Genomic DNA, 17,518 nt, shown 5'->3' with positions numbered 1-17,518 from the left:
GGGGCCGAATCGGGGCATGATAGCGCGTTCGCGGCCAAAGCAGCGAACGCTGTGGGATAGTGACATGAGTAAGCGTGCAGACCCGAATTCGGGCACAAGACAAGGCGGTGATGGCCCGAAACGGGTGCGTCCGATGACTGTCTACGACCGAATGGAGGACGCGCGACGGCGTCGCCACGAGCTTCTCGCCAAGGGCAACGGGCCGGTGCCTCGGACCGTTCCAAAACTCAAGGCATCCAACGAACCCACACCACCGCCCGAACGCCAAACGCCCCCCGTTACGACGCCAGAACCCCGTCTGGAACCCGTGGCCGAAACTGTCGCTGCGCCCAAACCCATCAAACCGCCCGCACCGCTCCCCCAGCCTCAAGACCGCACACAGCAAAAGCGCGCCGCGGGCGGGTATTGGACGGGCCTTTTGCAGGCGATGGCGGCAATCGCGGTAATTGCGGTCTTCATCGCAGTTTTTGGAACGCGCGGCACGCCTCCCGAGGACTCCGCCAATGCCGCAGCCACTCCGACCCCAACTCCCGTTGCAGCGCAACCAGTGACTGCAGAAACGCCGGTCGTGGCAGAGGCGGCAGAAATCGCAGAGGCGGTCCTGTTCGCTGATCTCACAGCGCAAAACGCCGACCCTGTCATACCAATTGTTCCTGACAGTGAGACCCTCGGTCTGACGATCGCGCCTCTTGTAAGCCCGGTTTTTGAAACAAGACTCGCAAGGCTCCCGGTCCAAGTACCCGACAGCCCGCCGGTGATCAGCGACCCGGACGCCGCAACATCCCCGCCACAGCCCGTCCCTCCGCTCGTGTTGACCAGCACGCCACCGGTCCGTCAGGCAATCGCCGCCATCGAAACCCAAATCCCACCAGTCGTGAATCCCGGCCTTGCCGATGCGACAAACGTCGTTCTCCTCGTCCCGGCTTTCGTGCCTCAGACCGAAGCCGAAGACGCCATCGCAACCGCCGCCGCACTCGGCATCCCGGTGGATCAGACCCGCCGTGCCAGCGTGTCGATCAGCCAGACAAATATCCGTTATTTCCACGCAGAAGACGCCGAGGCCGCTACTATTCTTGCTTCGGGCCTTGGCGGCATTGCCCGTGACTTCACCAACTTCCGGCCACCGCCCAATCCCGGTGTGATCGAGATTTGGATTGAAGGACAAGGCGGCAGAACAAACAATCAAGGCTCGTCCACTGTGCGTGGCATCGAAGCCGACCTCGAAGCCCTGAGAAACAGCATCCAGCGTGCGCTGAATATCGCGACAGGCAACTAGCCCCGGACGGGCATTATACCCACTTCGCCAATGGCGGCAGGCTCATCAATACGGCATTCGCGTCATGCCCGGTTTCCAGACCGAACTTGGTGCCGCGATCATAGACCAGATTGTATTCCGCATAGAGCCCGCGATGCACAAGCTGCGTGTGCTTGTCCGCCTCGCTCCAGGGCGTATTCCGACGCCGCTCCACCAATGGCAGATAAGCCCGCAAGAACGCGCGGCCCACATCCTGTGTGAAAGCGAAATCTTTCTCCCAATCACCCGTGTTTCGGTCATCATAGAAAATTCCGCCAACGCCCCGCGCGCGCCCGCGATGCGGAATATAGAAATACTCATCCGCCCATTCCTTCAGGCGCGGATAAATGTCCTCGCCATGCGGATCGCAATGCGCCTTCTGAACGGCGTGGAAATCCGCAGTGTCCTCGTCATACTCAATGCAAGGGTTCAGGTCAGACCCACCCCCGAACCACCAAGCATGTGGCGTCCAGAACATGCGGGTGTTCATGTGAATGGATGGCACATGAGGGTTCTGCATATGCGCCACAAGACTGATCCCACTGGCCCAGAACCGCGGATCATCTGCCATGCCCGGAATGCCCTTGCGCGCCGCCATTGCCGCCTGCGCGCGCTCTCCAAGCTTGCCGTAAACGCTTGAGACATTAACGCCGATCTTCTCGAACACACGACCGCCTCGCATCACGCTCATCAGACCGCCACCCGCATCCGACCCATCGTCCGATGCGCGCTTCGTCTTGGTGACCTCAAAACGCCCGGCAGGAAGACCCGAAAAAGGCCCCTCTGTCTGGGTGTCTTCCAGCGCTTCAAACGCCTCGACAATGCCGTCGCGCACTTCGCGAAACCACGCAGAAGCCCGTGATTTCTGGTCTTCGAATTGATCTGTCATTTAACTTCCCGGACGAGTTTCGCCAAAGACTGGCACAGGCCATCCGAAAGGCAAAGGGGTGCCGCGCAAATTAGTGCGCAGGCGCATCCACCGCATCAACCAGCGTGCGCCCACCGTCGACCGTCAGTATCTGCCCAGTCATGAAACCCGACCCGTTCGATGCCAGAAACTGCGCGACTTCCGCCAGCTCCGACGGTGCCGCGATCCGGTTCAAGGGCGTTGAATCGAGGATCTCGTCGCGGAACTCTTCGTGCTCGGCCAAAGCGCCTTTCAATGACGCGCTCATGACCGAGCCAAGCGCAATCGCATTCACCCGAATGCGATGCGGCGCAAGCGCGACCGCCATGGACCGCGTCAGTTGATCAACTGCCGCCGAACTCACGGAATAGGCCAGCAAGTGCGGCTGCGTGCGCCGCGCCGCAATGGAAGACAGATTGATGATCGAGCCCACTGGCGCGTTCCCTTCGGTAGCTTCCGCCTGTTTGATCATCCGTTTGGAAAAGATCTGGCACAGACGCAGTGACGTCATCAGGTTCTGGTTCAACAACGTCGTCACCGCGTCATCATCCGCATTAAGCGGATCCGCCGCCAACATCTGACGCGACCCGTTCACCAGAATATCTACGCGATCAAACCGGTCCAGCGTCGCCGACAACAGGTTCGCCACATTAAGCTTTTCGCGCAAATCCCCTGCGAAATAACCCGTCGTGCCTTCATCATCGTCCTCGACCGCCCCGATCTCTTCGATCAGCCGTTCTTCGTCCATATCGGCGAACATCACGTTCGCACCGCGTGCCACGAAATGACGGGCAATGGCCAACCCGACCCCGTTCGCTGCTCCGGTCACAACGGCGGTCTTACCGGCAATGGAAAATGACATGAGTGGCTATCCTTTCGAACGGCGTTTCGGAGACGTGGCGTGAAAAAGCTTGAACGACGACGTGTGTGCCAATGGCTGAACCGAGCGGAACGCCTCCGCCAGCACGGCTTCGTAAGGCAAATGACGGTTTGCGACAAGCCAGAGGTTCCCTTTGGGTTCCAACATCCGCGCAGCCGCTCGAATGAACTCCTGCCCCAACCCCGGATCCGCTGCCCTGCCCTGATGGAACGGCGGGTTCATTACCACGTGATCCACTGCGCTCGCGGGCTTCCACGTCAGGGCGTCGTCCCAATGGAATACTGCCGCATCATTCTGAATGTTCTTCTGCGCACAATTCACCGCCAACCAGTCTGCCTCCACAAGGTGAAGTTCCCGCGGTTCGCTCTTCTCAAGTATACGGTGGCTCAAATACCCCCATCCCGACCCAAGGTCGACGACCCGACCCTCCAAAACGGGAAGGTGCGAAGCCAGAAAGGCCGAGGCTTCGTCCGGGCCATCGGCGGAAAACACACCCGGCGCTGTATAAAAGCCGGAAGACGTCTGTACAGGCGACAATTCCGGCAAATCCAGAACCTTCATGACGTCTTCTTCCAGGCCGGCCTTTGGAAACCAGAACAGCTTGCCATGCGCCTTCGAGACAACCTCTCGAACATCGAAACGCTTGCGGCAAAGCTTCAGTAAACTCTCGATACCGTCGGTCTTTTGACCATCGACAATGATCGGTGCCCCGTCCGGAACACGCGAAACTGCATCCTTCAGGTATCCAAGCGCCAAAGCTTTCTGGCGTGGAACCCGCAAAATAACGGCGTCATAGGAATAGTTGACGATCTTCGCCACTTTGTACCCCCGCCCGGCCAGCACCTTGTGCGGCTCCGCCATCGGCTGCACCGCGCGCACGCGATCCATTTCGACACCCGGCAATTCCAGGTCCGGCGAGGCATTGAAAACACCGATGCGTCCCACGTCCGGCAGGACCGACGTGCTCTCAAGCCAAGAGTTAAGTCGCTGATCTGTCATGAATGAAGGACGCGAACCGCGTCCTATTCCTTTTCCATGGTGCACTGAAGCGGGTGCTGATGGCGGCGGGCGAAATCCATCACTTGCGCAACCTTGGTTTCCGCCACCTCGAATGAGAAAACGCCCACGACGGCCAACCCCTTCTTGTGCACGGTCAACATGATCTCAAAAGACTGCGCGTGGCTCAGACCAAAGAACCGCTCCAGCACATGAACGACGAACTCCATAGGCGTATAGTCGTCATTCAACAGCATCACCTTGTAAAGCGGCGGCTTGTCTGTCTTTGGCTTAGTCTCGGTCAGAACGCCGGTGTCGCTATCACCCGGCTTGTCCGTATCTGCCATCATATGCAAAGTGCGAAGAATCACGCGGCCTCGTTTCGATCGTCTCGCTAGGCATTACAATATATGCGAAAGCGACGCGGTGAAAAGGGCAACTCTGGGGGAAAACGCTTAACATGTTGCTGACGTTGTGTTTCGACGCCGATGACACGCTTTGGCACAACGAGCGTTTCTTTCAGATGACTCAGGCGCACTTCGCCACGCTGCTTGCGGACTACGTCGAGAGCGACCACCTCGCCGAGCAATTGCTGGCCGCCGAAAGGCGCAATCTCGGCCGCTATGGCTTCGGGATAAAAGGATTTGTGCTCTCGATGATCGAGACTGCTTTGGATGTGACCGACAACACCGTGCCCGGTCACGTCATTGCCGAAATCATCGCGGCCGGTCAGGACATGCTGACCCATCCGATCGAGCTTCTGCCCGGCGTCGAAGACACGATTACCGGACTGGCCCCAAGATACCGGCTGATCCTGATTACGAAGGGCGATCTTCTCGATCAGGAGCGCAAGATCGCGCAGTCTGGTCTGGGCGAGCTATTTGACGGCGTCGAGATCGTTTCGGACAAGACCCCCGACGCCTATTCCGAGATATTCACGCGGCATCAGACGCCGCCGGATGCCACGCTTATGGTGGGCAATTCGATGAAATCAGACGTCCTTCCGGCGATTGAGGCGGGGGCCTGGGGGGTGTGGGTTCCGCACGGTGTGACGTGGGAAATCGAAGCCGCAGACCCGCCCCGGGACCGCTCGAAGTTCCACGAAGCCGTTGACTTCATGCAACTGCCCGAAATCATAGCGTCCATCGAACACAGCATGTAGTTGTGCCTATCACCCATTACCACACCATGTTGATAAACCCTTCGTTCATCAAAAATGTACCGAAAATTCATTATTTTCGGATTGGATCGTCCGTGCTAGTGTTCTGAAAAATCAGGGATCTGGCGCTTAAAGACTGGACCCAGAGGCAGTACAAAGGGCACTATCGTGGCGTATCCGCTTATCGTCGGAGCCGTGTTTCGAACATTTCTATGTGCATGTCTGCTTGCAGCCATGCCAATTTTCGCCAATGCCGCGCCTTACGCGGCCATGGTGATTGATGCTCGCTCCGGCCAGGTTCTTCATTCACGAAATGCAGATACGCGTCTGCATCCGGCGTCTCTCACCAAGATGATGACGCTCTACGTGGTGTTCGACGCCATCGAAAAAGGCGAAATAAGCCTCGATACTCAGGTCCTGATTTCTCGCAAGGCGGCCGCTGAGCAACCCTCGAAACTTGGTTTGAAGGCCGGTTCGCGCATCCAGTTGCGCTTTTTGATCCGCGCTGCCGCAGTCAAATCCGCCAATGACGCGGCCACCGCCCTGGGCGAGGCCATCTCTGGCAGCGAAGCCGCCTTTGCGCGGCGCATGACGCGCATGGCAAAAGCCATGGGGATGAGCAATACAACCTTCAAGAACGCTCATGGCCTGACCGAGTCGGGCCATCTTTCAACCGCGCGTGACATGACCACCCTGGGTCGGCACCTGTTTTACGATTTCCCCGATTACTACAATCTGTTCTCACGCAGTTCGACCAGCGCGGGCATCAAGACCGTCAACAACACCAACCGACGCCTGCTGGCCGCGTATCGCGGAGCCGACGGCATTAAGACGGGCTATACCCGCGCCGCTGGCTACAATCTCGTTGCTTCGGCCGAACGCGGCAGCGAACGCATCATTGCGACCGTTTTCGGTGGCCGCTCGACCGCATGGCGCAATGCGCGGGTGGCCGAACTTCTCGACATGGGCTTTGAACGCGCGCCCAGCCGTGTCTCCGTCCGCAAACCCGCACGCCCCGTTCTTCTGGCCGAGGGCGCATCCGAGACGCCGGGCCGCGTCGTCAGCGCCTCCGGCCTTGTCGCCACGACCCCGCGCCCCAGACTGCGCCCCGTGGAAGCACCGCCCGAAGAAATGCTCATCGCCTTGCAAGACGGCATAGCGGATGCCCTTGCTGACGTGGTTGCGGCCGATGCCTCGACGGCAAGGCCCGCGCCCGAGATCATCCCCGAAGCCGCTCCCGCGCCCGTCATGACAGCCAGTCTCGCCAGTCCGCTTGTGGCCGTCCCCCGACCGCGCGTCCGCACGCTCGTAAAATCCGCGTCCATCGCCTCGACCATGGCATCCGACGTTGACGATCAGGTCGTCGTTACGCGCATGTCCACTTCTGGCGGGCGTCAATGGGCGATCAACGTCGGCCGCTTCGCCACCCGGCACGAAGCTGAAAAGATGCTGCTGCAGACCGCGCTTGTCGAATTGGGCACGCTAGACGAAGCCTTGCGAAAAGTAGTGCGCAGCCAGCAGGGGTTCGAGGCAAACTTCGTCGGTCTCACGGCGCAAACTGCGGAACTCGCCTGTCGAAGGTTGCTGGCCCAGAATGTCAGCTGCCAGCCGATGGGACCAAGCTGACCCCTACGCCCGCCCGGCGTCCGCCGACAGCATAAGCGCATCGACACCCAGCGTCGCAAGGGCTGCGGTCCATTTCGTCTCGTTGCCTTCCTCGAAAACCAAAGCGCGCGTCGCGTCACAGGTCAGCCAGCCGTTCTGAAGGATTTCCGCCTCAAGCTGCCCTGGTCCCCACCCCGCATAGCCCAGCGCCAACAAGGCATCGCGCGGCGCACCGTCTGCGGCCAAAGCCTCCATCACGTCCAGCGTCGCCGTCATACCGAAATCCTTGGACACCTGAAGCGTCGAGGCATCCGACACAAAATCCCCGGAATGCAGCACGAATCCACGCCCGCCTTCCACCGGCCCACCAAAATGCACCTGCACATCCCGCGAAACCAGCGGCACATCAATTTCCAGTTGTTTCAACAGGTTGGCGAAACTCAACTCGGGCATGGGCTTGTTCACGATCAGCCCCAAAGCACCATCCGCCGAATGCGCACACATAAAAATCACGCTTCTGTCAAAGCGCGGATCGCCCATGCCGGGCATCGCAATCAACAGCTTGCCTTCAATCTGGGACGGGTCGGAGGGGTCAGGTCGGGTCATCCCCTAAGGATGGTGTATCGACGGCACCGCATCAAGGGCACGCAAACCACAGTCACAAACGATTACCGGAATGTGATTTCCAAAGCGGCTGCGCGACGCTTACATCCCCGGGTATGAAAGCGCTCACCCTCCCTCTGGCCGCAATGGCTCTTGCCATTCAGGCACCCCTCGCGGCGGCCGAAATTCCCGATGTCCTGGCCCAGGTCGAGGTTCTTCCGGGCTGGCGCGGCGATGACGGCCTTCACCACGCGGCCTTTTCCATCAAGCTGGCTCCCGGTTGGAAGACCTACTGGCGCGCGCCCGGCGATGCAGGCATCCCGCCGATTTTCGACTGGTCGAAGTCCGGCAACCTGTCAGGCGCCGGCGTGTCATTCCCTGTGCCTCGTGTCTTTTACGAAAACGGCATGCGCTCGATCGGATATGACGATGGCATGATCCTTCCGATAACCCTGCGCGCCACCGAAGCGGCGGACGACATCGAACTCTCGGGCCGTATGACGATTGGCGTGTGCTATGACATATGCGTCCCGGTCGAGCTTTACTTCGACGCCCTGCTGCCCAGCACCGGCACAACGCCCTCGCCAACCGTGGTCCGCGCGATGAAGGACCGCCCCATGACAGCCGCCGAAGCGGGTGTCGGGTCCGTAAGTTGCGACATCGAACCGATCCGCGACGGAATGCGCATCACCGCGATCATGGACGTCCCCCGCATGAGCGATCAGGACGTTGCCGTAATCGAACTCGATAACCGCGAGGTCTGGGTTTCAGAACCCACCATGACCCGCAAAGGCGGTACACTCGTCGCCAGCGCCGACTTGGTCCCACCCGACGCGCAACCCTTTGTTTTGGCGCGACAGGATGTGCGGATCACTGTCTTTGGCGGCGGTCAGGCCGTCGACATCCGCGGCTGCGACTAGACGCGCAGCCGCCGCGCGAACCGCAAAGCGGCCAGCCCCCATCCCGAAAAGACAATTGCGGCAGCCCCACCGACAAAGGCGAAGAACGCCAATGCCATCGACCCTGAACCGCCAAGTGCGGCGGGCATTGCCCCGGTGACAATGACCGACCCCATCGTCGCGCCAAACCACGCCACGATGCCTGCGCCGACGCCGCCAAGAACCACCTGCATCCCCGGAGCGCGCCCCGACAAAGCACGACGCGCCGCGCGGAACGTCCGCCCGAAGTCGTGCCCGATCGCCAACAGCGCAGGCACGACCAGCAGCACCAGCACCATCCCGAACCCTAATCCATAGACCAGCGTAATCACCGTCGGCTTCAGGAACTGCGCTTGATTTGATGTTTCGTAAAGAAGCGGCGCAAGGCCCAGCACAGTCGTCAATGTCGTCAGGATCACGGCCCTCAATCGATCCGCCGCGCCGTCGATGATCGCCGGAAACAGCCCCCGGTCCTCTCCGTATTCGTCAATCGTCGTGACCAGCACGATGGAATCGTTGATCACGATCCCCACCATTCCGATCATCCCGACGACCGAGAACATCGACAGTGGTACGTCCCAGATGTAATGCCCCCAGATCGTCCCGACCAATCCGAACGGAATGATCGCCATCACCACCACCGGCCGCGACCACGAACTGAAAACCCACGCCAGCGTCAGATAAATCCCCGCCAGACACAGGATCAATCCGGTCATGGCGTCCGACAGGAAATTCCGCTCGTCTTCGGCCAGCCCGGCCATCCGCGTCGAAATCCCGAAATCCTCCTGCAGCTTCGGCAAGATCACTTCGCTGATCTCGGTCGAGATCTCCTCAGCGCGGGCGGGATCGTCTTCCGACAAATCGCCCGTGACCGAGACAACGCGTATGCCGTTTTCCCGCCGGATCGTCGAAAAGCCCGTGCGACTTTCGACCGTGACAATATCCGCCAACGGCACGTAAACACCGTCGCCGGGTGCGGCACTCCCCGTCCGCACCAAAAGCCGGTCCAGGAAGTCCGCCGTCAATTCACCCTCGGGAAGTTCGACCCGGATCGTCGCCGAGCGCGGCCCATCGGGAAAACTCGCCGCTTCGATGCCGTTCAAGCGTGCGCGCAGGACCTGACCCAGATCATCGATTGTCAGACCCAAGGCCTGCCCCTGAGGCGTCAATTCCAGAACGATCTCTTCCTTGTCGTAGGTCAGATTGTCCTCAAGCGCCGAGACTTCCCCATACTGCGCCAGTTGCGTCTTCAACGCCTCCGCCGCGCTTTTCAACTGCTCCGAGGATGCGCCGGAAAGCTCGATGTCAATCGCATCGCCGCCCGGTCCTCCGCGCCAGCCGCGAAAGCTGATCGTCTCCAGCATCGGATGCTGCGGCATCGCCTCTTGCAAAGCGGAAACGAAGGTGAAACTCGAATAGGGCCGCGAATCGGCGTCAATCAATTCGACCGCAATTGATCCAAGCTGGAACGTCTCCTTGGTTTCCTCACCGGCAAGCCCTCGTCCCGACGTGCCCCCGACCTCGGCAATCGCATAGGCGACTGGATTCACCCCATGCTCTTCCTCGAACTCTGCGCCGATCTCATCCACCGTCGCCTGCAACCTGCGCATCACCTCGAACGTGTCCGCCCGTGTCGCGCCCGGCACCATCGCGAAATTTGCCGTCACCGACCCCTGCTCAGGCGAGTTGAAAAAACGCCACTGCACGTCCCCGCGAATGAACAGCACCGCCTGACTTGCCAGCAACAGTATCGCCCCGGCGATCACCGGATAGCGCGCCCAGATCACACCCGCCATCATCGGCCGGAAAATGCGCTCGCGGAATACCCGGAACCCCCTGTTCACCTGCCGCGAGGGCCAGTCATACCAATGGTCCTTCGCCGCATGCGCCACCGCATGCCGCATGTGGTTCGGCAGGATCAGAAAGCACTCAATCAACGACGCGATCAGCACCACGATCACTGTGAACGGAATATCCGAGATCAAATCTCCGAACCGTCCACCAACCGCGACCAAAGCAAAGAACGCGATGATCGTCGTGATCGTTGCCGAAAAGACCGGCGTGAACATCCGGTTCGCCGCCCGCTCCGCCGCCGTGGTCGGATCCTCGCCCAACCGCCGCGCCCGGAAATCCGCGTGCTCGCCCACCACGATCGCATCATCCACCACGATCCCAAGCGTGATGATCAGCGCGAACAACGAGATCATGTTCAGCGTCAAACCCGCGAAGTACATGATCGAAATCGCTGCGATAATCGCCACCGGAATACCCGCTGCCACCCAAAACGCCGTCCGCGCATTCAGGAACAGGAACAACAACAGAACCACCAGCCCAAGGCCCATCAACCCGTTGTCCAACAGGATATTCAGACGCGCTGTGATCGTCTCGGACAGCGTGCGGATTAGGTCGATCCTCACACCTTCCGGCAGCGAAAGCTCCATCTCCGCGGCCACATCCTCGACCTGAGCCTGCATCCGGATAGCATCCCCCTGCGCCGAACGGTCGACCCGGATCGAAATCGCCGGGTTCTCGCCAACGAAATAGGCGCGGTTCCGGTCCACCCCTTCGACCCGCACCGTCGCCACGTCGCCCACCGTCACCTGCGTGCCATCATCGCCCGTGCGTATCACAATCCCTGCGATCTGATCCGCCGAGCGTTTCGCCACACCCGTCCGCACCCGCGCGGCACCGCTCACGTCGCCCGCAGGATCTGTCTCAACCTCGCCGGAAATCGCCGCCGAGATCTCGCGCATCGACACATCGAACCGGATCAAATCCAGCGACGTGACTTCGACAATCGTCTGAGGCGCAGCCAACCCCCGAATGGTCGTGCGTGTCACCCCCTCCGCAAAAAGCCGCGTGACGAACTCGTCCGCGAAATTGGCAAGCTGGTCGACTCCAACCGGGCCGGTAATCACCACATCCGTCACCCGGTCCGACCACCGAGACCGCCGGATCGACGGGTCTTCTGCGTCATCCGGCAGGTTCGTCACACCATCCAGCGCCGTGTTCACATCGTCTTCGGCCCGGTCCATATCCCAGTCGGGCTCGAACTCCATCGTGATCCGCGCCGATCCCTCGGACGACCGCGACGAGGTCTCGATCACCCCATCGACCGCCTGCAATGCCGGTTCAAGAACCTGCACAATACCCGTGTCCACGTCCTCGGCACCAGCACCGTCCCACGCAACCTGAATGGTGATATTGTCCGTGATGATGTCCGGAAAGAACTGCGCCCGCATTTTCGGGATCGAATACAAACCCGCCATCAACAGCAGAACCAAGAGCAGGTTCGCCGCCGTCTTGTGACGCGTGAAATACGACAGGATGCCGCCCGCTGCCTTGCCAAGGTCTCTCGCCATATCGACCGTTCCCTTCGCTTCGCCTAGCCGCCCATGCGCGATTCGATGCGTTCAACCACCCGTGCCGGAACCGCGTCCTCGCGAAGTTGGCTCAGCACCCGTGCCTTGGCTTCATCAGGCATTGAGGCGTTGCCTTCGACAAAGGCCACCAAGCGCGCCCGCCGCTCGGGATCCAGCGTGACCAAATCCGGCGCATCGGGTACCTCGGCACCATCGGGGCGGATGGGACGAATGCGAATACCCGCACCCAGCAATGGTGTGCGCTCGGAAACAATCTCGCGCCCCGCCAGCCCATCGGCCCGGACAATCACGTCGTCCCGTTCACGGCGCAGAACCTCGACCGATGCGACCTCAAGCCGGTCCTCATCGCCCAGAACCAACACTTCTCCACCCGCATCAACAGCTGAAGCCGGAAGCCGGACAACATTGTCCAACGCAGGCTCATCAATCCGAACCGACACGAAATCCCCCGGCCAAAATCCCGGCGCATCCTCAAGCCGCGCAAACAACAATCGTCCCGTTTGTCCGTCACCAACCGCACCACTTTCGCGGCTGATAACGCCCCTGGCTTCCAGATCGACGCCCAGAATATCAATCGACGCCGTCACATCGGCCCCAACCAGACGTCCGTTGTCGTTCAAAAGCCGCGCATACTGTGGGGTCGAAACGCGAAACGAAACTTCCAAAGCGGCGGGGTCGATCAACTCGCCTATTCGCTCATTCGACGAGACCAATCCACCAACCACAGCTGTCACGCCGTTCATCACTCCGGGGAATTGCGCATAAATCTCTGTCTCCGCCAATTCCCGCTCGGCGCGCGCCAGTGCAATCCGGCGACGCTCCAGACCGGTCACTGCCTGATCAAACCGGCTTTCCGCGCTGGCCTTGGCCTGACGCCGCGACAAGACCGACTGATCCGCCGACGAAACTGCCAGTTCCGCCGTTTCCACAGCCGCAACCGACCCAACACCCCGCTCCAACAGGTCGCGCTGGCGGTCCAAAGCCTGCACCCGCAAACGCGCCTGAACCTCAGCCGCGGCAATGTCCTCGGCTGCCAGCGCTACAGCCCGCTCCGCGTCGCGCAAATCCGCTTCGGCTTCCGACAAATCGGCGCGCGCCGTGTCCAGCGCGGATTGCGCCTCGGCCGGATCAATCCGCGCCAGCAATTCGCCAGCGGTCACCTGTCCGCCATTTTCAAACGTTTCGGCCAGCCAGATGACCTCGCCGCTTGTCGCCGCGCGCAATTCCAGCGTCCGCCGCGCCTGCACCTCTCCGAACGTCGACAGAACCGGCCGGATTGTCTCGGGCGAAATCTCAATGACGTTGGCAGCAAAGACGCGTTCACGCGCGGGCCGTTCGCCCGGTTCCTCTGACCAACGCGCCTGCAAAGCTCCGTAAACCGAGCTTCCCGCCCACGCGATCAGCCCGGCCGTCACAGCCATCAGGAATACGCCCACCAAGGAACGACGAAGAAATTTCATTCGGATGTTCTCAATTCAGGTCAGTAAAGTCTCAATATGAGGCCATCGCCAAAAATTGGCAAAGACCAAACACTTAAACGTTATACGCAGCTATTTCCGTCGCAGATGTTCATCAAGACGCGGCATGATCTCGACGAAGTTGCAGGGCTGGTGTCTGGAATCGAGCTGATAGGCCAGAATTTCGTCCCAGCCATCTTTGCACGCGCCCGGAGACCCCGGCAGCGCAAACATATAAGTGCCCTCGGCAACTCCGCCACAAGCCCTTGATTGTATTGCACTTGTTCCGATCTTCGCCATCGAGACATGCGTGAAGACCGTGCCGAATGCGTCGATCTCTTTCTCGTAGACATCCCGGTGCGCCTCGACGGTCACATCGCGCCCTGTCAGCCCGGTTCCACCGGTCGTCACAATTACGTCAATGGTCTCGTCACCGCACCACATCCGCAGCTTGGCCGCGATCAGTTCGCGGTCGTCCGCCACAATATCGCGCGCCGCCAGAATATGTCCGGCCCCCTCAATACGCACGACAAGCACATCGCCCGAGCGATCATCCTCAAGGGTACGCGTATCACTTACCGTCAAAACCGCGATGCGCACCGGCAGAAAGGTGCGACTCTCGTCAATTCCGCTCATGGATCGCCCCTCAGTCTCGCTTTCAAACTCAACAAATCCGCCCATGCCTCGCGTTTGGCCGCCGGATTGCGTAGCAAATACGCCGGATGAAACATCGGCAAGACCGGCTTGCCCAGCGCCTCGCTCCAATTCCCGCGTAGCTTCGTGATCCCCTTCTTGCCAAGCAAGGCATCACAAGCGTGATTGCCCATCGCCACAATAATCTCCGGGTCCACCAATTCGACATGCCGCCGCAAGAACGGCATCATCATCGCCATTTCGGCAGCCTCAGGATCACGGTTCTGAGGTGGCCGCCACGGCAAGACATTGGTGATATACAACCCCGCTTCCGCATCCGGCGTCTCGCGCGACAGACCAATCTGTTGGAACATCAAATCCAACAACTGCCCTGCACGCCCGACAAACGGCTTGCCCTGCAAATCCTCATCCCGACCCGGCGCCTCACCCACGATCATCACGCGCGCACGCGGCTGACCATCCGCAAAGACCAACTGCCGCGCACCCGCCTTCAGGTCGCAATGCTCAAACGCCGCCATCGCAGCCTCAAGCCCGGCCAGATCGCTGGCCGCCTCTGCCGCCGCTCGCGCAACCGCAACGCCGTCGACCTCTTCTACCTGATGAATAACCACAGCCGCCGCCTTCGCCTTGGGCGCAGGCGTCTCCACGGCGTAGCGATCAATCGCTTCCTCAGCGATCGCCTCGTCGGCGCCCATGGCAATCTGCCATTCCAGCGCGGCTTTCATCTCCCAGAATCCCATGGCGCAAAGCTATGCCCCCCACCCCGAAAGGTAAACTGCATCAAACCGGCTTTTCTCAAACCAAAAGACGTCCTATACACCGCAAAATCGAAAGGTTGCCGCCCATGTCGTTCCGCGCCCGCCACCTTCTGGGGATCGAACATATCGCCCCCGACGAAATCACCACATTGCTCGACCTCGCCGAGACTTATGTCGATCTCAATCGCAGCACCGACAAACACGACAACGCGCTGCAAGGCCTCACCCAGATCAATATGTTCTTCGAGAACTCGACCCGTACCCAAGCCAGTTTCGAACTCGCCGGGAAACGCCTCGGTGCGGACGTGATGAACATGCACATGCAGGCATCGTCGGTAAAAAAAGGCGAAACCTTGATCGACACTGCCCTTACGCTGAACGCGATGCACCCCGACCTCCTCGTGGTCAGGCATCCCGACTCAGGCGCAGTCAATCTTCTGGCCCAAAAGGTCAACTGCGCCGTCCTGAATGCAGGCGATGGCCGCCACGAACACCCGACCCAGGCCCTGCTCGACGCCCTCACGATCCGCCGCGCCAAAGGCCGCCTCCACCGCCTGACCGTCGCCATCTGCGGCGACATCGCCCACAGCCGCGTGGCCCGCTCGAATATCTGGCTCCTGGGCAAAATGGAAAACCGCGTCCGTCTCGTCGGCCCGCCAACCCTCATGCCATCCGGGGCCGCCGACTGGGGCGTCGAAGTCTACGATGACATGAAAGAAGGCCTGAAAGACGCTGACGTGGTCATGATGCTGCGCCTCCAGAAAGAACGCATGGACGGCGCCTTCATCCCGTCCGAACGCGAATACTTCCACCGCTATGGTCTGGATGCGGCCAAACTCGACAACGCCAAAGAGGACGCCATCGTCATGCATCCCGGCCCGATGAACCGCGGCGTGGAAATCGACGGCACCATCGCCGACGACATCAACCGCTCGGTCATTCAGGATCAGGTCGAAATGGGCGTCGCCGTGCGCATGGCCGCAATGAAACTCCTGGCAGACAACCTCAAAGCCGCCCGTAGCGCGCCAAAAGAGGTCGCAGTTTGATATGACCAGCTTCGACCCTACCCACGTCGCCGCTACCGAATTCGGCAAAGTCCGCCTCTTTTCGACCGAGCTCGACCCCGAAGACGCCTCCAACATATCGGCAAAGAACGTCCAGAAGCTTCTCGGTAATGGCGTCGACCTCGACGCCTCCAAAGTCGAAGTCATCACCTCGAAAGCCATCGAAGCGATCGGGTTGCGTCAGTATCTCACCTCGGGCTACGGCATCGCAGATGATGATCTGAAGGGGAAAGCCGCGGCGCTTGATGCGCTGAAAGGTCTGATCATTCTGATCCCAAGTTCCGCCTTCAAAGGCAAAGAACAAACGCTCGACCCTAACCCGGCCCTGCGTTTCATCGGCACTTTCACCGAGGAAGCCGCCGCACCTCCCGGCCTCATGACACCGCGCAAAAGCGCCGAAGGCGATCTGCACCCGGGACCCGGCCACGCCCGTCCCATCCCGAACGCGGGGCGCTCATGGATCGGCGCGATCGGCGCGCTTATCATCGCCGCCGCCATAGTTCTTTATTTCGTTCTCTGACCTGAAAGCCCCCGGATGTCCGCACTTCTCTTCAAGAACGCCCGCCTGATCGACCCCGAGACAGGCACAGACTCCGTCGGCACCCTCGCGGTCCGCGACGGAAAGATCGCGGGGCCAACCGGCATGGACGATGCCACGGTGATCGACTGCGACGGCAAGTGCCTCGCGCCGGGCATTGTGGATATCGGCGTGAAAGTCTCTGAACCGGGCGAACGCCACAAGGAAAGCTTCCGCTCCGCAGGTCTCGCGGCTGCCGCCGGGGGCGTCACCACGATGGTCACCCGCCCCGACACGACCCCAGCCATCGACACCCCCGAAGTGCTCGAATTCGTCCGCCGCCGTGCCAACGAAGCCTCTCCGGTCCGCGTTCTGCCTATGGCTGCCCTCACCCGAGGACGGCAGGGGCGCGAAATGGCTGAAATCGGGTTCCTCATGGACGCAGGCGCGGTCGCCTTCACTGACTGCGACAGCGTTATCACTGACACCAAGGTGTTCACGCGCTGCATGACTTACGCCACATCACTTGGTGCCCTCGTTATCGCCCATCCGCAGGAACCCATCCTCTCCGCGGGGGCCGCCGCCACCAGCGGCAAATTCGCCTCGCTCAAGGGCCTCCCCGCCGTATCGCCCATGGCCGAGCGCATGGGCCTCGACCGTGATATCGCCGTCGTCGAAATGACCGGTGCGCGCTATCACGCCGACCAGATCACCACCGCCCGCGCGCTGCGCCGCCTTGAACGTGCCCGCAGCGTTGGCCTCGACATCACCGCAGGCGTCTCTATCCATCACCTGACGCTGAACGAACTCGACGTCGGCGATTTCCGCACCTTTTTCAAAGTGAAACCGCCGCTGCGAAGCGAAGATGACCGCCTCGCCGCGGTCGAAGCCGTCGCCAGCGGGCTGATCGACGTAATCTCGTCCATGCACACACCCCAGGACGAGGAAAGCAAACGTCTGCCCTTCGCCGAAGCCGCCTCCGGCGCAGTCGGCCTCGAAACCCTCCTGCCAGCCGCAATGCGCCTCGTCCACAACGGCCATATCGACCTGCCCACCCTCTGGCGCGCCCTGTCGCTGGCTCCATCCAAACGCCTCGGCCTTGACACCGGACGCCTCAAAGCCGGCGCCCCCGCCGATCTCGTTCTGTTCGACCCCGACGCACCCTTCGTCATGGACCGCGCCAAACTGCGATCGAAATCAAAGAACACCCCTTTCGACGAAGCCCGCATGGAAGGCCGCGTCCTTGGCACTTGGGTCGGCGGCGCGCCCGTTTTCCCCGACTAACGCGGCAAAACCGACGTTG

General features: G+C 60.8%; 16 protein-coding genes. 7 read left to right on the top strand and 9 right to left on the bottom strand.

What is annotated here, in order from left to right; genetic code table 11:
* Positions 1–64: 64 nt before the first annotated feature.
* The gene (locus tag BOA8489_RS06385; protein ID WP_141138249.1) at positions 65–1,276 is read left to right on the top strand and encodes a hypothetical protein; all 1,212 of its coding nucleotides are present in this window, start codon (positions 65–67) and stop codon (positions 1,274–1,276) included.
* Positions 1,277–1,289: 13 nt separating this feature from the next.
* Here BOA8489_RS06385 and hemF read toward each other — a convergent pair whose 3' ends face one another.
* From hemF to clpS, 4 genes are all read right to left on the bottom strand, one after another.
* On the bottom strand, positions 1,290–2,183 hold the full coding sequence (gene hemF, locus BOA8489_RS06380; RefSeq protein ID WP_093973178.1) for an oxygen-dependent coproporphyrinogen oxidase: 894 nt from the start codon (positions 2,181–2,183) through the stop codon (positions 1,290–1,292).
* A gap of 70 nt (positions 2,184–2,253) precedes the next feature.
* Positions 2,254–3,063, bottom strand: coding sequence for an SDR family NAD(P)-dependent oxidoreductase (locus tag BOA8489_RS06375; RefSeq protein WP_093973177.1), 810 nt, complete (start codon positions 3,061–3,063; stop codon positions 2,254–2,256).
* Positions 3,064–3,069: 6 nt separating this feature from the next.
* Complete coding sequence (locus BOA8489_RS06370) at positions 3,070–4,080, bottom strand: class I SAM-dependent methyltransferase (protein ID WP_093973176.1); 1,011 nt, start codon at positions 4,078–4,080, stop codon at positions 3,070–3,072.
* Between the two features lie 23 nt (positions 4,081–4,103).
* A complete protein-coding gene (clpS, locus tag BOA8489_RS06365; RefSeq protein WP_093973343.1) occupies positions 4,104–4,427 on the bottom strand; it encodes an ATP-dependent Clp protease adapter ClpS in 324 nt (107 codons plus the stop codon).
* A gap of 110 nt (positions 4,428–4,537) precedes the next feature.
* On the opposite strand from clpS, the gene BOA8489_RS06360 reads away from it, so the two are divergent.
* Both BOA8489_RS06360 and BOA8489_RS06355 read left to right on the top strand, forming a co-directional pair.
* Positions 4,538–5,239, top strand: coding sequence for an HAD family hydrolase (locus BOA8489_RS06360; RefSeq protein ID WP_093973175.1), 702 nt, complete (start codon positions 4,538–4,540; stop codon positions 5,237–5,239).
* 231 nt (positions 5,240–5,470) lie between these two features.
* Positions 5,471–6,862, top strand: a complete 1,392-nt coding sequence (locus BOA8489_RS06355; RefSeq protein ID WP_093973174.1) for a D-alanyl-D-alanine carboxypeptidase family protein — start codon at positions 5,471–5,473, stop codon at positions 6,860–6,862.
* A 3-nt stretch (positions 6,863–6,865) separates the two neighbouring features.
* Here BOA8489_RS06355 and BOA8489_RS06350 read toward each other — a convergent pair whose 3' ends face one another.
* The gene (locus tag BOA8489_RS06350; protein ID WP_093973173.1) at positions 6,866–7,447 is read right to left on the bottom strand and encodes a YqgE/AlgH family protein; all 582 of its coding nucleotides are present in this window, start codon (positions 7,445–7,447) and stop codon (positions 6,866–6,868) included.
* Between the two features lie 113 nt (positions 7,448–7,560).
* Here BOA8489_RS06350 and BOA8489_RS06345 point away from each other — a divergent pair, with 113 nt between their 5' ends.
* Positions 7,561–8,364 (top strand): protein-disulfide reductase DsbD domain-containing protein, encoded by an 804-nt coding sequence (locus BOA8489_RS06345; protein WP_093973172.1) that lies wholly within the window; start codon positions 7,561–7,563, stop codon positions 8,362–8,364.
* On the opposite strand, the gene BOA8489_RS06340 is transcribed toward BOA8489_RS06345, so the two are convergent.
* From BOA8489_RS06340 to BOA8489_RS06325, 4 genes are all read right to left on the bottom strand, one after another.
* Positions 8,361–11,744: an efflux RND transporter permease subunit gene (locus tag BOA8489_RS06340; protein WP_093973171.1), complete on the bottom strand. Its 3,384-nt coding sequence runs from the start codon at positions 11,742–11,744 to the stop codon at positions 8,361–8,363. The genes BOA8489_RS06345 and BOA8489_RS06340 overlap by 4 nt on opposite strands.
* Before the next feature lie 23 nt (positions 11,745–11,767).
* Positions 11,768–13,225 carry an efflux RND transporter periplasmic adaptor subunit gene (locus BOA8489_RS06335; RefSeq protein ID WP_093973170.1) on the bottom strand — a complete coding sequence of 486 codons (1,458 nt, stop codon included), beginning with the start codon at positions 13,223–13,225 and terminating at the stop codon, positions 11,768–11,770.
* A 90-nt stretch (positions 13,226–13,315) separates the two neighbouring features.
* Positions 13,316–13,858: a molybdenum cofactor biosynthesis protein B gene (gene moaB, locus BOA8489_RS06330; protein WP_093973169.1), complete on the bottom strand. Its 543-nt coding sequence runs from the start codon at positions 13,856–13,858 to the stop codon at positions 13,316–13,318.
* Complete coding sequence (locus BOA8489_RS06325; RefSeq protein WP_093973168.1) at positions 13,855–14,616, bottom strand: uracil-DNA glycosylase; 762 nt, start codon at positions 14,614–14,616, stop codon at positions 13,855–13,857. Before BOA8489_RS06325 ends, moaB begins: the two co-directional genes overlap by 4 nt.
* 104 nt (positions 14,617–14,720) lie before the next feature.
* On the opposite strand from BOA8489_RS06325, the gene BOA8489_RS06320 reads away from it, so the two are divergent.
* Genes BOA8489_RS06320 through pyrC form a run of 3 tightly spaced genes read left to right on the top strand, consistent with a single transcriptional unit; the run spans position 14,721 to position 17,499 of the window.
* Positions 14,721–15,680, top strand: coding sequence for an aspartate carbamoyltransferase catalytic subunit (locus BOA8489_RS06320; protein ID WP_093973167.1), 960 nt, complete (start codon positions 14,721–14,723; stop codon positions 15,678–15,680).
* Between the two features lies 1 nt (position 15,681).
* Entirely contained in the window at positions 15,682–16,218 is a 537-nt protein-coding gene (locus BOA8489_RS06315) for a hypothetical protein (RefSeq protein ID WP_093973166.1), read from the top strand.
* 15 nt (positions 16,219–16,233) lie between these two features.
* Positions 16,234–17,499, top strand: coding sequence for a dihydroorotase (gene pyrC, locus BOA8489_RS06310; RefSeq protein WP_093973165.1), 1,266 nt, complete (start codon positions 16,234–16,236; stop codon positions 17,497–17,499).
* The last annotated feature ends 19 nt before the right edge of the window (positions 17,500–17,518 follow it).

Origin of the sequence: Boseongicola aestuarii (assembly GCF_900184815.1) — a bacterium.
GTDB classification, from domain to species: Bacteria; Pseudomonadota; Alphaproteobacteria; order Rhodobacterales; family Rhodobacteraceae; genus Boseongicola; species Boseongicola aestuarii.
The sequence above is the reverse complement of the archived record's forward strand: the minus strand, read 5'-3'. Positions and strand labels throughout refer to the sequence as shown.

Excerpts from the sequence above, each read along its gene's own strand:
- BOA8489_RS06385 (WP_141138249.1), top strand. The coding sequence starts at position 65 with ATGAGTAAGCGTGCAGACCCGAATTCGGGCACAAGACAAGGCGGTGAT.
- hemF (WP_093973178.1), bottom strand. The coding sequence starts at position 2,183 with ATGACAGATCAATTCGAAGACCAGAAATCACGGGCTTCTGCGTGGTTT.
- BOA8489_RS06375 (WP_093973177.1), bottom strand. The coding sequence starts at position 3,063 with ATGTCATTTTCCATTGCCGGTAAGACCGCCGTTGTGACCGGAGCAGCG.
- BOA8489_RS06370 (WP_093973176.1), bottom strand. The coding sequence starts at position 4,080 with ATGACAGATCAGCGACTTAACTCTTGGCTTGAGAGCACGTCGGTCCTG.
- clpS (WP_093973343.1), bottom strand. The coding sequence starts at position 4,427 with ATGATGGCAGATACGGACAAGCCGGGTGATAGCGACACCGGCGTTCTG.
- BOA8489_RS06360 (WP_093973175.1), top strand. The coding sequence starts at position 4,538 with ATGTTGCTGACGTTGTGTTTCGACGCCGATGACACGCTTTGGCACAAC.
- BOA8489_RS06355 (WP_093973174.1), top strand. The coding sequence starts at position 5,471 with ATGCCAATTTTCGCCAATGCCGCGCCTTACGCGGCCATGGTGATTGAT.
- BOA8489_RS06350 (WP_093973173.1), bottom strand. The coding sequence starts at position 7,447 with ATGACCCGACCTGACCCCTCCGACCCGTCCCAGATTGAAGGCAAGCTG.
- BOA8489_RS06345 (WP_093973172.1), top strand. The coding sequence starts at position 7,561 with ATGAAAGCGCTCACCCTCCCTCTGGCCGCAATGGCTCTTGCCATTCAG.
- BOA8489_RS06340 (WP_093973171.1), bottom strand. The coding sequence starts at position 11,744 with ATGGCGAGAGACCTTGGCAAGGCAGCGGGCGGCATCCTGTCGTATTTC.
- BOA8489_RS06335 (WP_093973170.1), bottom strand. The coding sequence starts at position 13,225 with ATGAAATTTCTTCGTCGTTCCTTGGTGGGCGTATTCCTGATGGCTGTG.
- moaB (WP_093973169.1), bottom strand. The coding sequence starts at position 13,858 with ATGAGCGGAATTGACGAGAGTCGCACCTTTCTGCCGGTGCGCATCGCG.
- BOA8489_RS06325 (WP_093973168.1), bottom strand. The coding sequence starts at position 14,616 with ATGGGATTCTGGGAGATGAAAGCCGCGCTGGAATGGCAGATTGCCATG.
- BOA8489_RS06320 (WP_093973167.1), top strand. The coding sequence starts at position 14,721 with ATGTCGTTCCGCGCCCGCCACCTTCTGGGGATCGAACATATCGCCCCC.
- BOA8489_RS06315 (WP_093973166.1), top strand. The coding sequence starts at position 15,682 with ATGACCAGCTTCGACCCTACCCACGTCGCCGCTACCGAATTCGGCAAA.
- pyrC (WP_093973165.1), top strand. The coding sequence starts at position 16,234 with ATGTCCGCACTTCTCTTCAAGAACGCCCGCCTGATCGACCCCGAGACA.